This window comes from Bradyrhizobium sp. 2TAF24, assembly GCF_052115025.1.
Classification (GTDB): Bacteria; Pseudomonadota; Alphaproteobacteria; order Rhizobiales; family Xanthobacteraceae; genus Bradyrhizobium_A.
In genome coordinates, this window is the sequence record NZ_JBFRFW010000033.1 from 1 (window position 1) to 13,650 (window position 13,650).

Here is a 13,650-nt window from a genome sequence, read left to right on the forward strand (position 1 = left end):
CACATAGGGGCCGCGAGAGCGGAAGCCGGGTCAGGTTTCGGAAAGCACCGGCATATGATGGACGCGCGTAAGTTATTGATAAACCTGCTGTATCGGGCTTCAGCGCAGTCCAGCGAAATGTCGGGCTGGGGTCATCGTCAAACAAAAAAGCCCCGGTTCAACGAACCGGGGCTTTTTTTGATGTTTGAAGCGATCAACCGGCGGCGGGCCGGATCAGGCCCGCATGGTCCTCACATGCTGAAGTCGAGCAGGCCCGGCAGCGACTGTGCGAGCGGCAGCGTGGTGGCGGCGCCGATCAGGCCGGCGACCAGCGTCAGCAGCTTGCGGTTGTTGCGGCGCTTGCCGCGCATCTGGGCGGCGATCCACTCCAGCACCTCGATGTTGACGCCGATCGCCGTGGTCGGCGCCCAGGTCTCGATTGCAGTCTGCGGCGACAGCGCCACGGTGCGCGCCGGCACCGGCAGGCCGGACGCTGCGGCAGCGTGGTGCACGATCGCCTTGGCGAAGAGGTCGTCGAAGCGTCCATCGTCCAGCCGCTCGGTGGCGGCGTCGTTGATCTCGAACAGCATCTCGGCTTCGGCGCGGCTCACCGGCTGCTGATCGAGCGCGGCGGAGGTCAGGATGCGGTTGCACCAGCCATAGTCACCACTGTCCAGCGACCGGGAAAAATGAACGCGTCCGGCGGCGGTGGGTCCCTCTCCGGTCAGCACGCCGTCGCGCACGACAGACAGCGCCTGCGCGGCGGCGGAGCGGTCGACGATCGGCGAGGTTTCGATGGTGCGGATGAGGTCGGTCAGGGTTCCGGCGGGGGCAGACATGGCAGTTCTCGGCATTTCTCGTTGCTTGATCCAGGACCTGATTTTCCACGCGGCCGTGAATCAAAAGTTAATGAAACGTGCTTGTGAACACTTCATTTGGACGGGTTGCAGATTGGTCGCACCCGCCCCGGCCGGGGTTCATGTCCGGCCGGCGACGCCATCGCAAGGCGGGCTGGCGCTGTTGGGGCGCAGGTGAGGAGAAATCAGGGCAACGAACACGGTTTTCTGAACAAATAGTCATCTCCACAACCGGCCCTGGGCAGCATAACAATGCTTAAAAAGCTCGGGGCAGCGGCAAGGATCTTGTCCTTTTTCCCGCCCAGTTCCGCGCCCGCCAAAGCAGGCTTATACGTGCCAGGGACGCGAGAGTTCACGACCATAAGGAGGCGGACATGACACTTCAGATCGGCGCGATTGCGCCCGACTTCGAGGCAGAGACCACCGAGGGACGGATCCGGTTTCATGACTGGATCGGCGACAGCTGGGCGCTGTTGTTCTCCCATCCGAAGGACTTCACCCCGGTCTGCACCACCGAGCTCGGCGTGCTGGCGCGCCTGAAGGGTGAATTCGACAAGCGCGGCGTCAAGCTGATCGGCCTCAGCGTCGACCCGGTGACCAAGCACAGCCTGTGGGCCGAAGACATTCGCGAGACGCAGGGCGCCGCACCGAACTACCCGCTGATCGGCGACACCGATTTCGCGGTGTCCAAGCTCTACAACATGCTGCCCGCGAGCACGACCGGTGACGTCAACAGCCGCACCGCCGCCGACAACGCCACCGTGCGCACGGTGTTCATCATCGGGCCGGACAAGAAGGTGAAGCTGGCGCTCGCCTACCCGATGACCACCGGCCGCAACTTCGACGAGATCCTGCGGGTGATCGATTCCCTGCAGCTCACCGCCAAGCATCGCGTCGCCACTCCCGCCAACTGGAAACAGGGCGAGGACGTCATCATCGCCGGCTCGGTGAGCGACGACGAGGCCAAGACGATCTATCCCGACGGCTGGAAGGCGCCGAAGCCCTACATCCGCATCGTGCCGCAGCCGAAGTAAGCCGCACGATCGAGCTGAAGCTTGCCAAGGGGCCGCATCATGCGGCCCCTTTTTTACATAACCTCTCGCTCGTGCATCATAGCGCACTGCACTTCGAGGGGATTTATTTCACGATTTCTACAGCCTTGCAGACCAACTGCGCGAGACGCACTGGCTTGCCATCATGATCGCATCTATTGTTGCAGGTTCCACCGAATTCAAGATTGAGACCAATGGCAATTTGACCTTCAGGGCATCGCATATAAGCTTTCTCTGCTAAAACCTCTCCAAACGGACCGAATTTAATAACTGAGGCACTCTCATCGCCGAGAGGTCTAACTGATTTCAAAATATCAATGCGATTTTGAATACTCTGTATGCTTGTTGCGATTTTCGAAGCCGTATTTTCCGGCAATTGCTCTTCTCGCGGCCAAAAGATATCGTACTTCGCACCAGCGACCCCAATCGAAATCGCGGCCTCTTCGTATACTTTCTCACCATTCGTTCCTTGCGTCGGAGTGCGCTTGCAGAAGATGGTGAGCGAGTCTCTGCTCGCGACGACACTGGACGTGGAAAGACTGACAGCCGTAGCCCCACCATCATCTTGTTTAACCATTGTTTCACAAGATACGTTATCGCTGGAACGAAGCCCTCTCATCTCGATGGGTCGATCTATTCCTGCTCGACCAAGAACCGAAAGTTGCCCAACATTGACAATGGTATGACTCAAACTGATACCCAGCAGGCTTATCGCTTTGCACTGAACATAAGTATCAAGAGACTTTTCAACTACAGTCTGCCGAAAATTATTGATTACCTGAGATCCGTAACGTGTGTCGCGGTAGTTTCGGCAAAAATTTGACGTAGCGGTCGATGCGTCGGACGCTCCTAACGTGAACTTTATTGGAATGGCTTTGACTACAGCATCTAATCCAGCACTGAAACCGCCAGACTTTGTTTGGCCAGCAGCATTACAAGTCTGATCAAACACAGCATTCAGATATTCATAGCTTTCCGAATTCGCTTGAGTATTGCGTGAAGCCTGCAACAAAATTGCATCACACGCGTCTGGACTTTGTGCGCTAGCGCAGGTTGTTACAAAAAATAAAAAGACAGCGAGCTTCCATCGCATCTGAAAACTCCATTTTTTAAATGAATTTGATCGCCCAATAACTTTAGCAGAGCATAATTTCTCTAATACATCAATCCTCCGAGTACTTCACCCCGGTCTGCACCACCGAGCTCGGCACGCTGGCGCGCCTGAAGGGGGAATTCGACAAGCGCGGCGTCAAGCTGCTCGGCCTCAGCGTCGACCCCGTCACCAAGCACGCGCTGTGGGCCGAGGACATCCGCGAGACCCAGGGCGCGGCGCCGAACTACCCGATGGTCGGCGACACCGACCTCGTGGTGTCGAAGCTCTACAACATGCTGCCGGCCAGCACGACCGGTGACGCCAACAACCGCACCGCAGCCGACAACGCCACCGTGCGCACGGTGTTCGTCATCGGCCCGGACAAGAAGGTGAAGCTCGCGCTGGCCTATCCGATGACCACCGGCCGCAACTTCGACGAGATCCTGCGGGTGATCGATTCCCTGCAGCTCACCGCCAAGCATCGCGTCGCCACCCCCGCCAACTGGAAGCAGGGCGAGGACGTCATCATCGCCGGCTCGGTGAGCGACGATGAAGCCAAGACGATCTATCCCGACGGCTGGAAGGCGCCGAAGCCCTACATCCGCATCGTGCCGCAGCCGAAGTAAGCCGGGCCGCACGACGACAATCTCAAGGGGCCGCTCGCAGCGGCCCCTTTTTCGTGCCGTCAGTTTCGCGACGTCAGGGCATTGGCGACGAGCAGACTCGCACTCGACGACAGCGCGGTCGCAACCATACCCCAGCCAATGTCGAGGACGGCGACAGGCCAGCTCCAGTGCCTCAGCAGCGCCAGCGCCGTGAGATCGAAGGTCGCGTAGCAAAACAGGCCGAACAGCGCACCGCGCTGCAACGTCGTGGCGACGCCATTCGCCGCGCCGCTGACAAAGACGACAACGCCGGCGGCATACAGCAGATAGAACAGCACCGCGGGCAGCGGACGAACCGTGCCGAGCATGTCGCCGACCTCGGCGACGAGGAAGCTCTTGGCGACAACGCCGAGGAACAGGATATCGAGGGGCACCAGCACCGCGACGGTCGCAAGATACAGCGTGATGGTGCGCTTCATGGTTCGTTCCCCCCGCGGCGGATTGCCGACACATATACGACGAACCGTCGTTCGGGTTTCAGTGCATCTGCATGATTTGCACATTGCTTTTTGCCCCTTGCTCTCCCACCCTGCCGGCCCACGAACGGATTGGCTGCCCTTGGCTTCCCCTGACGCTTCCGCCACCCTGGTCTGGTTTCGCGACGACCTACGCCTGTCCGACAACGCCGCGCTGTCGGCGGCGGCCGCGCGTGGCGCGCCGGTGGTCGGCCTCTACGTGCTCGACGAGACCAGCGCCGCGCTCAATCCGCCACAGGCCCGCCCTCTCGGCGGCGCGGCGCGCTGGTGGCTGGCACAGTCGCTGAGGAGCCTCGCCGCGAGCCTTGCGGCGCAGGGCGTACCGCTGGTGTTGCGCCGTGGAGCGCGGCGGAGGTGGTACCGGCGGTCGCCCGCGAAACGGGCGCGGCAGAGGTGTTCTGGAACGAGATCGACATCGCCCCTGTCGCGCGGGTCGCCGGCGATGTCGGCGATGCGCTCGCGCAGGCCGGTCTCACCTGGAAAAGCTTTCGCGGCGATCTGCTGGTGCGCCCGGCCGACGTGCGGACCAGGGAAGGCCGCGGCCTGAAGGTGTTCACGCCGTTCTGGAACCGGGTTCTCGGCCGCGGCGAAGCGCCGCGCCCGCTGCCGGTCCCCGCGCTGATCCCGCCCCTCACCGGTCCCGCCAGCGACGACCTCGCCGACTGGGATCTCGAGCCGACGCGACCGGACTGGGCCGGCGGCCTGCGCGAGACCTGGACCGTCGGCGAAGCGGCGGCGCAGGCGCGGCTGAACCATTTTCTCGACGATGCCATCGCGGGGTACGCGAGCGAGCGTGACCGGCCGGACCGTCCCGCGACCTCGGGCCTGTCGCCGCATCTGCGTTTCGGCGAGATCAGCCCGCGCCAGGTCTGGCATGCCGCGCGCTTTGCCGCCGCGGAGCGGCCGGCGATCGGGCGCGACGTCGACAAGTTCCTCAGCGAACTCGGCTGGCGCGAGTTCTGCCGTCACTTGCTGTACGACCATGTCGATCTCGCCGCGCGCAACATCCAGGCCTCTTTCGATGCCTTTCCCTGGCGCAGCGACCCGGCCGCGCTCGCGGCGTGGCAACGCGGCCTCACCGGCTACCCCATCGTCGACGCCGGCATGCGCGAACTCTGGCACACCGGCGTGATGCACAACCGCGTGCGCATGGTGGTGGCCTCGTTCCTGTGCAAGCACCTGCTGATCGACTGGCGCGCCGGAGAGGCCTGGTTCTGGGACACGCTGGTCGACGCCGACCCCGGCAGCAATCCGGCAAACTGGCAGTGGGTCGCCGGCTGCGGCGCCGACGCCGCGCCCTACTTCCGGATCTTCAACCCGGTGCTGCAGGGCGAGAAGTTCGATCCCGATGGGGTCTATGTCACGAGGTGGGTGCCGGAACTGGCGCAATTGCCGCGCAAGCTGATCCATCAGCCGTGGAACGCAACGCCGCTGGAGCTGGCGAGCGCGGGTGTGCGGCTCGGCGACACCTATCCCGAGCCGATCGTGGACCACCCTGCCGCACGCGCTCGCGCGCTCGCGGCCTACGCCAAAACGCGCGATTGACGCGGCAACGTCCGCGCGGCAGATGCGCCCGCAGCCGTCAGTTCAGCGTCTCGAAATGGCGGACGATCCAGCTCGTCTGGTAGATCAATGCGCCGATCGCGAACAGCGCGTGGAATCTGCGGTTCGGCGTGATCATGGCGACGCCGCAGAGCACGAAATAGGCCGCGGTGCGGATGAAATACTCCAGCCCGAAAAGATCGATATGTCCGGGCCCCTTCACCACCGTGTCGGCGAGATCGAAGATGAAGGTCAGCGCGAGCAGCCCGAAGAACCAGCGGCGGCGCGAGATGAAGTACTCCTCGTAGCCGCTGTATTCCTTGATGTCGTCGGGAAACAGCAGCGTGCACAGCAGGTAGAGCACGAGCGTGTAGCCGAACAGCACAAGATAGATCTCGACCGTCCAATGCTTGATGGCGGACAGCCAGAACTCCCACCACCAGAAGTGCACCAGCGACATCAGCATGATCGCCACCCAGCACAGATGGATCCAGGAGATCTTCAGCGCGGTCGGATGCTGGACGAAACGGGAAGCGCCGTTGAGCAGACGCGCGATGCTGAGGCCGATGACCACGCCCATGATGATGCGGACGTGAAGAAAGATCTCCCAGGTCAGATTGGCCGGCATGGTCGTCCCCCGGGGTTTGCTCCCCGACTCGTTGCGATTCGCCGCAACAATGACGCAGTTGCCGGGAAAGCGGAAGGGAGCGGCGCTGGTCCGGATCAGCGCGCCGAAGCGCGGTTGACGATCACCACGCCAACGGCGCACAGCAGCATGCCGGCGAGCGAGATGGCGTCGAGGCGTTCGTCGAACAGCAGGAAGGCGAACACCGCGGTCACGGCCGGGACCAGATAGAACAGGCTCGCCATCTGCGTCGCGCCGGAGCGGCGGATCAGCCAGTACAGCAGCGCGATCGAGCCGACCGACAGCACCAGGGTCGACCATGCCGCGGCCAGCACGAACTGCGCGTGCCAGTGAATGGTGCGGTCCTCGAATAGCAGCGCGCCGATGCCGAAACAGACACCCGCCGCGGCGTACTGCACGATGTTGCCCGTGCGCCAGTCGATCTGGCCGGAGAAGCGCTTCTGGTACAGCGTGCCGAGCGTGATGCCGATCAGCGACGCCACCGAGGCCACCATGCCCCAGCCCGCCTGCCCGGACAGCGAACGGTTGTGCAGGACCAGCAGGACGCCGACGAGCCCCAGGAGCAGACCGCCCCATTGCAGCGGCGTCACGCGCTCGCCGAGGAAACGGCTGGCCAGTGTCGAGGTCAGAATCGGCTGCAGCCCGGGAATCAGGGCCGATAGCCCGGCCGGGATCGAGTGACCGATGGCGAGCGTCACGCCGGCGAGATAGACGCCGTGCACCAGCAGGCCGGCAACCGCACTGTGCAGGATCTGGCGGCCGCGCGGCCAGCGCGCCCCGGTCAAGCCGACGATGACCAGCAGAAGACAGATCGTGATCGTCATCCGCAGCGTCAGCCACGTCAGCGGCTCCGCCCCGCTCAGGGCGAGCTTGGTCGCAATGAAGCCGGTGCTCCACAGCACCACAAACAATGCCGGCGCCGCTCTCACGGCGAAATTTGTCATCGCAGGCTTCATGATGTTGCACTGATTGCCTTATGATGCGATGGCCTGCAATCTGAAATCACGCAGGTCCGCCCGGGCGAAAACGCAGACCCCGGGCGGAGTTGCGCCAGACTGTCACACGTGGACAGTCTCAAGTCGCCACCACCAGCTTCGCAAGGAAACGCCATGGACGTTCGTGCCGCCATTGCCATCGCCGCCGGGAAACCGCTCGAGGTCACCACCGTTCAGCTCGAAGGACCGCGCGCGGGCGAAGTGCTGGTCGAGATCAAGGCGACCGGGGTCTGCCACACCGACGAATTCACCCTGTCCGGCGCCGATCCCGAGGGCCTGTTCCCGGCCATTCTCGGCCATGAGGGCGCGGGCGTCGTGGTCGATGTCGGCCCCGGCGTCACCAGCCTCCGGAAGGGCGACCATGTCATTCCGCTGTACACGCCGGAATGCCGCCAGTGCCCGTCGTGCCTGTCGCGCAAGACCAACCTGTGCACCGCGATCCGCGCCACCCAGGGCCAGGGCCTGATGCCCGACGGCACCTCGCGTTTCTCGTTCGAGGGCAAGCCGGTGCACCACTACATGGGCACCTCGACCTTCGCCAACTACACGGTGCTGCCGGAGATCGCGCTCGCCAAGATCCGCGAGGACGCCCCCTTCGACAAGGTCTGCTACATCGGCTGCGGCGTCACCACCGGCATCGGCGCGGTGATCAACACCGCCAGGGTCGAGCCCGGCGCCAAGGCGATCGTGTTCGGCCTCGGCGGCATCGGTCTCAACGTGCTGCAGGGCCTGCGCCTTGCCGGCGCCGACATGATCATCGGTGTCGACCTCAACAACGACCGCAAGGCGTGGGGAGAGCGCTTCGGCATGACGCATTTCGTCAACCCGAAGGAGGTCGGCAAGGATCTCGTCGCCCATCTCGTCAACATGACCAAGACGCCCGCAGACCAGATCGGCGGCGCCGACTATACCTTCGATTGCACCGGCAATGTCACGGTGATGCGCCAGGCGCTCGAAGCCTGCCATCGCGGCTGGGGCCAGTCGATTGTCATCGGCGTCGCGCCCGCCGGCGCCGAGATCGCGACCCGGCCGTTCCAGCTGGTCACCGGGCGGACGTGGAAAGGCACCGCGTTCGGCGGCGCCCGCGGCCGCACCGACGTGCCGAAGATCGTCGACTGGTACATGCAGGGCAAGATCGAGATCGACCCGATGATCACCCACGTCATGCCGCTCAGCGACATCAACAAGGCATTCGACCTGATGCACAAGGGTGAATCGATCCGCAGCGTCGTGACGTTCTGACGGCGCGGCGCGCGCCGAATGCACTGAAGGCAATGCTCATCTTGCAGCGGGCATCGTGCGCGCCCATGTTGATCCGCAACTGGCGGCGTCGATGCGCCGCCGCCTGCAATCTCCCTGCGGGGTGAGCCACGCGCCCGCCCCTGTCATCCGGGACAGCGAACGATGGATCTCGGCTTCACCACCGTCGACGTGTTCACCACCACGCAGTTCGGCGGCAACCCGCTCGCAGTGGTGCTGAACGCCGAGGGGCTGTCGACCGAGCAGATGCAGGCGATCGCCGCCGAGTTCAACCTGTCGGAAACCGCGTTCGTGCGGCCACCGCGGGACGGCGCGCACACCGCCGAGGTGCGCATCTTCACACCGCGTTTCGAGATGCCGTTCGCCGGCCATCCCAATGTCGGCACCGCCTTCGTGCTGGGCCGCGCCGGTGAAGCTTGTGGCCGTCCGATCAGCGGCGATCGCCTGGTGTTCGAGGAACAGGCCGGCCTCGTCGCCATCGACCTGATCCGCGACGGGACAGATGTCATCGGCGCCCGTGTTGCCGCCCCGCAGCCGCTCACTGTCGGCAAGCGGATCGCACCGGACGTGGTGGCCGCGGCCTGCGGCCTGCCGTCCGACGCCATCGCGCTGGATCATCACACCCCCTGCATCGCCTCCTGTGGCGCGCTGTTCATCATGGCGGAGGTCAAGGACCGCTCGGTGCTGGCGGCGGCGACGCCCCGCACCGAACTGTTCAGCCGGCATTTCGCCGCCGAGAGCACGAACAGCATCCTGCTCTACACTCGCGCCGCCGAAGGCCATGTCGACATCCGCTGCCGGATGTTCGCGCCGCTGCACGGTATTGCCGAAGACCCGGCGACCGGCTCGGCCAATGTCGCCCTCGTCGGCCTGCTGGCGCAACTGCGCCCCGAGAGCGATCTCACGCTTGACCTCACCATCCTGCAAGGCGTCGAGATGGGACGGCCGAGCCGGCTCGAGGCCCGTGCAGTCAAGCGTTCGGGAGACGTCGTCGAGACCTCGATCGGCGGGCACTGCGTGCCGGTCATGAGCGGTGTGCTGACGTTGCGTTAGGGTCCGAGCGTCGGTTATCCGGCAATCCGACCGCGAACATGTATCAAACAACGATACGGCACCTTGACATCTGTATCAACCAATGATACATTTCGACTATGATCAAGTCCTTCAAGGACAAGACAACCGCAGCCGTCTTCCGCGATGAGGCTCGCAAGGGGTTTCCTGCGGATGTCCTGAAGGTGGCGCGGCGGAAACTGGCTATGCTTCATGCCGCCGTCGTGCTGGACGATCTCAGAAGCCCGCCAGGCAACCGCCTTGAAGCCCTCACAGGCGATCGTTCCGGCCAGTATTCGATCCGGATCAACGATCAATTTCGGGTTTGCTTTGCCTGGACTCCAGAAGGTCCGGCGGACGTCGAGATCGTCGACTATCACTAATCGGCCTATGGCCAACCTGGCACAGGGAGAGCGTGCGATGACCAAGAAGCTTCCCCCGATCCATCCCGGAGAAATCCTTCGTGAAGAATTCCTAGGTCCGCTCGGCATGTCCGCCGGCAAACTGGCGAAGGTGTGTGACGTTCCGCGCACGCGGATCGAGCGCCTGGTGAACGAGGAAATCGGCGTCAGCGCCGATACTGCGCTACGTCTCGGCAAGGCGTTCGGCACGACTGCCCAGTTCTGGCTGAACCTCCAGAACGCTTATGACATCCGGGTTGCGGAGCGGGAGATTGCCGCCGATCTGGCCAAGATCGAGCCGATCGAGCAAAGCGCCGCCTGATATAGCCCGCGGCGCGGAGGCACGCGCCCTGCCCGTTCAAAAATCTTCCGGACAGGGATCGACGATCTTCCAGAGCTCGGTGCCGTTCTTGATCTTCTTCATCTCGGGCGTGAGGCCGCCATTGCGGCGGATCCAGTCCTTCACCGTGTCCGGATAGTAGGACATCAGGTCCGAGGTACCTTCATAGCTCGTCACCTTGATGCCGAAGGTGAACGCCTTGTCGTAGTAGGCCTGGTGGAATCCGAGGCTGGCACGCGGCGTGACGCAGATCTTGTTCATCGGCACGATGCCGAACACCAGCGTGCAGGCCGAGTTGCAGATGCCGTCGATGATGACGCGCTGCCCGGTCTTGCGGATGTGCTCGTACTTCGCCTTGTACTCCTCGACATAGCCGCCATGGTCCCGCGTGATGTGCAGGTCCGCACGGGCGCTGGTCGCGGCGAGCAACGAGAGCAGCAGGACGACGATGAATCGCATGGGCAATTTCGGCTAGGGAACGTGATGCGGCCAGGGACCCCGAATGGATCGGACCATCGGTCAAGAGTCTGGCGTTAGTGTGTTGGAATTTCGTTAAGCATAACGGCATTGGTCCAAACGCCACAGCTACGCATAAGACATTGAAAAATAAACATAAATACGAATACGCCAGCCAGCCCCCCGCCGCGACGGCCGGTCATCGCGGTCATCGCGGCACAGCCGCCGCACGAATCCTGCGGCCCGACGAACAGCCGAAGGCGCGCCCTGCGGCGCGCCTTCGCTGCTCTGCGTGATCTGCCTTACTTCGCCGCAGGCGGCGTCGGCTTCGGGCGGATCGCATCCGCGGTGCCCTGGATGAAGGCGATCAGCTTGACCACGTCATCGTCTTTCAGCTTGCCGGTGAAGTCCGGCATGCCGCGGTCCTTGAACGGGCCGTTGAAGACGATGTCCTTGAGGTTGGTGATCGTCGCCGCGCTGACATAGCCGAGGTTGCGGATGTTGCCGCCCTTGTCGACGCCGGGCACGCCATGGCATGGCGCGCAGCTCGACACGTAGATCAGCGTGCCCGGTCCGACATCGGCCGGATCATACTTCACGCCGGCGACGAGACCTTCCATCTGGTACTTGGTGAAGGCCGGCAGCGGCGCCTTGCCGCCGACCGCGAAGGTGTAGACCGTCCCCGGGCTGTCGAGCTCGGTGGCGCGCTGGCTGAGGCCGAACACGCCGCCCCACCCGACTGCGACCGAGACGTACTGCACACCGTCGACCAGATAGGTCGAGGCCGCAGCGACGACGCCGGTGCCGGTCGGCGTCTCCCACAGCTTCTCGCCGGAGGTGGCGTTGTAGGCGATGAAGCGCCCATCGGCGGTGCCCTGGAATACGAGGTTGCCGGCGGTGGTCAGCGTGCCGCCGTTCCATGGCGAGACGTAGTCCTGGCGCCACGCCTCCTTCTGCTTGACCGGATCCCAGGCGATCAGGCGGCCGAACGGCACGCTCTGGGGCGGCGTCGCATTGAGCGAGAAGCCGAGATTCCAGCCGGTGTTGCCACCGAACTCACCGGGCTTGTTGTCGTTATGCGACCACTTGGGCTGTCCGGTCAGGTTGATCGGCACGTGCTGCGCCGGCAGGTAGACGAGCCCGGTCATCGGATTGAACGACATCGGATGCCAGTTGTGAGCGCCGAACGGGCCGGGAATCGCATCATAGGGCTGGTCGGGCGAGCGCGCCGCGGCGACCTCGATCGGGCGGCCGCTGGCGTCGTAGCCGGTCGCCCAGTTCACATCGACGAAGTTCTTCGCCGAGATGAACTTGCCGTTGGTGCGGTCGATCACGAAGAAGAAGCCGTTCTTCGGCGCATGCAGGATCACCTTGCGCGGCGCGCCATCGATGGCGACATCGGCGAGGATCATGGGCTGGGTCGAGGTGTAGTCCCAGTTGTCACCGGGCGTTTCCTGGTAGTGCCACTGGAATTTGCCGGTGTCGGCGTTCAGCGCCACGATCGAGGCGAGGTAGAGATTGTCGCCGCCGCCGGGGCTGCGCACGTTGCGATTCCACGGCGAGCCGTTGCCGGTGCCGATATAGACCATGTTGAGATCGGGATCGTAGGTGATGGAATCCCACGACGCGCCACCACCGCCGTTGACCCAGTACTTGCCGGCGGGATCCCAGGTCTTGGCCGCCGCCTCCATCGACTCGTCTTCATAGGGCTTGCCGGGATCGCCGGGCACGACGAACCAGCGCCAGGCCTGGTTGCCGGTGTCGGTGTCGTAGGCGGTGACGTAGCCGCGCACGCCATACTCCGAACCGCCATTGCCGATGATCACCTTGCCGTTCGCCACCCGCGGCGCGCCGGTGATGGTGTAGGAATGGCTGCGGTCGAGGATGGTATCCTTCTCCCAGATCTTGGCGCCGGTCACGGCATCCAGCGCGATCAGGCGGCCGTCATAGGAGCCCACGAACACCTTGCCCTTATAGAGGGCGATGCCGCGGTTGACGACGTCGCAACAGCCCTTGTAGCCGATCTCCCGCGGCACCTGCGGATCGAAGCTCCAGATCTTCTTGCCGCTGCGCACGTCGATCGCATACACGACGCTCCATGACGCCGTCACATACATGATGCCATCGACCACCACCGGCGTCGCCTCGACGCCTCGCGAGGATTCGAGGTTGTACGACCAGACGAGGCCGAGATTTTTGACGTTGTCGGTATTGATCTGGTTGAGCTTGCTGAACCGCGTTTCGCCATAGTCGAGCCCGACCGTCGGCCAATCCTGCGACGTCTGCGCGTTGGCGCGGATGCTGGTGCCGTCCACCGCCGATGTCACCGCCTTGATATGCGCCGGCGAGCCCTTGGCGTCCTCGGCCTGCGCGGCGGAACCAAGCACGAGAGCGGCTACGCCGCCGACCAGCGCCACGCGCAAGGCATGGGATGCAAGGCGAAGCGATCTAAATGTACCCGAGGTGAAAGAGACAGCGACACTCGAACGTGGACGCGCGGCGGCGGCGCGACCGGTAACAGGTTCCATGCATTCCTCCCAGCGGTCTCTGGCGGACCTTGCGCTTTCGGGCGAAACGGCGTGCTTCGCGAACGAAAACGCGCTCTTCGTGATGACAGACTGAACCCGGCGACTTCCTACGCGTGATCGATCACCATGCAGTCATCAACCTGCGCGTGTCCCGGATGTTGGCGTGCGCCGAGAGTCACGTCAACAGACGAGACGCATGATCTGCGCATTCTGCAGCGTGGCCCACGATGCCACCGGACCACAAAACCGCGCGCCGGAATTTGTCGCACAGCAACATGAACAGACGCGGTTTCGTCGGCATCCGGCAGGC

General features: G+C 63.7%; 12 protein-coding genes and 2 pseudogenes. 7 read left to right on the forward strand and 7 right to left on the reverse strand.

The genetic code is table 11. The annotated features are described in order from the left end of the window. Window positions 1-230: 230 nt before the first annotated feature. Window positions 231-818 carry a hypothetical protein gene (locus AB4Z37_RS31035; RefSeq protein WP_441520533.1) on the reverse strand — a complete coding sequence of 196 codons (588 nt, stop codon included), beginning with the start codon at window positions 816-818 and terminating at the stop codon, window positions 231-233. Between the two features lie 392 nt (window positions 819-1,210). On the opposite strand from AB4Z37_RS31035, the gene AB4Z37_RS31040 reads away from it, so the two are divergent. Beyond that, window positions 1,211-1,870, forward strand: a complete 660-nt coding sequence (locus AB4Z37_RS31040) for a peroxiredoxin (protein ID WP_441520534.1) — start codon at window positions 1,211-1,213, stop codon at window positions 1,868-1,870. Window positions 1,871-1,973: 103 nt separating this feature from the next. Here AB4Z37_RS31040 and AB4Z37_RS31045 read toward each other — a convergent pair whose 3' ends face one another. Next, complete coding sequence (locus tag AB4Z37_RS31045) at window positions 1,974-2,981, reverse strand: hypothetical protein (protein ID WP_441520535.1); 1,008 nt, start codon at window positions 2,979-2,981, stop codon at window positions 1,974-1,976. Window positions 2,982-3,064: 83 nt separating this feature from the next. Here AB4Z37_RS31045 and AB4Z37_RS31050 point away from each other — a divergent pair. Next, window positions 3,065-3,607: pseudogene (locus AB4Z37_RS31050) on the forward strand (redoxin domain-containing protein); the annotation flags it as partial. Between the two features lie 59 nt (window positions 3,608-3,666). Here AB4Z37_RS31050 and AB4Z37_RS31055 read toward each other — a convergent pair. Continuing rightward, window positions 3,667-4,065, reverse strand: a complete 399-nt coding sequence (locus tag AB4Z37_RS31055) for a DUF2177 family protein (protein ID WP_441520536.1) — start codon at window positions 4,063-4,065, stop codon at window positions 3,667-3,669. A 133-nt stretch (window positions 4,066-4,198) separates the two neighbouring features. Between AB4Z37_RS31055 and AB4Z37_RS31060 the strand changes: the two are divergent. Then, window positions 4,199-5,667, forward strand: a pseudogene (locus tag AB4Z37_RS31060) (cryptochrome/photolyase family protein). Window positions 5,668-5,704: 37 nt separating this feature from the next. Here the strand turns inward: AB4Z37_RS31060 and AB4Z37_RS31065 are convergent. Beyond that, complete coding sequence (locus AB4Z37_RS31065; RefSeq protein ID WP_211969814.1) at window positions 5,705-6,292, reverse strand: hypothetical protein; 588 nt, start codon at window positions 6,290-6,292, stop codon at window positions 5,705-5,707. Between the two features lie 95 nt (window positions 6,293-6,387). Then, on the reverse strand, window positions 6,388-7,266 hold the full coding sequence (locus tag AB4Z37_RS31070) for a DMT family transporter (protein WP_441520537.1): 879 nt from the start codon (window positions 7,264-7,266) through the stop codon (window positions 6,388-6,390). A gap of 153 nt (window positions 7,267-7,419) precedes the next feature. On the opposite strand from AB4Z37_RS31070, the gene AB4Z37_RS31075 reads away from it, so the two are divergent. From AB4Z37_RS31075 to AB4Z37_RS31090, 4 genes are all read left to right on the forward strand, one after another. After that, the gene (locus AB4Z37_RS31075; protein WP_211969812.1) at window positions 7,420-8,547 is read left to right on the forward strand and encodes an S-(hydroxymethyl)glutathione dehydrogenase/class III alcohol dehydrogenase; all 1,128 of its coding nucleotides are present in this window, start codon (window positions 7,420-7,422) and stop codon (window positions 8,545-8,547) included. 162 nt (window positions 8,548-8,709) lie between these two features. Next, entirely contained in the window at window positions 8,710-9,618 is a 909-nt protein-coding gene (locus AB4Z37_RS31080; protein ID WP_441520538.1) for a PhzF family phenazine biosynthesis protein, read from the forward strand. A gap of 98 nt (window positions 9,619-9,716) precedes the next feature. After that, a complete protein-coding gene (locus AB4Z37_RS31085; protein WP_441520539.1) occupies window positions 9,717-9,998 on the forward strand; it encodes a type II toxin-antitoxin system RelE/ParE family toxin in 282 nt (93 codons plus the stop codon). 37 nt (window positions 9,999-10,035) lie between these two features. Beyond that, complete coding sequence (locus tag AB4Z37_RS31090) at window positions 10,036-10,338, forward strand: HigA family addiction module antitoxin (protein WP_441520540.1); 303 nt, start codon at window positions 10,036-10,038, stop codon at window positions 10,336-10,338. 36 nt (window positions 10,339-10,374) lie between these two features. Here AB4Z37_RS31090 and AB4Z37_RS31095 read toward each other — a convergent pair whose 3' ends face one another. Both AB4Z37_RS31095 and AB4Z37_RS31100 read right to left on the reverse strand, forming a co-directional pair. Next, window positions 10,375-10,815: a hypothetical protein gene (locus AB4Z37_RS31095; RefSeq protein WP_441520541.1), complete on the reverse strand. Its 441-nt coding sequence runs from the start codon at window positions 10,813-10,815 to the stop codon at window positions 10,375-10,377. A 299-nt stretch (window positions 10,816-11,114) separates the two neighbouring features. Further along, window positions 11,115-13,235, reverse strand: coding sequence for a PQQ-dependent dehydrogenase, methanol/ethanol family (locus AB4Z37_RS31100; RefSeq protein ID WP_441520542.1), 2,121 nt, complete (start codon window positions 13,233-13,235; stop codon window positions 11,115-11,117). Window positions 13,236-13,650 lie beyond the last annotated feature (415 nt).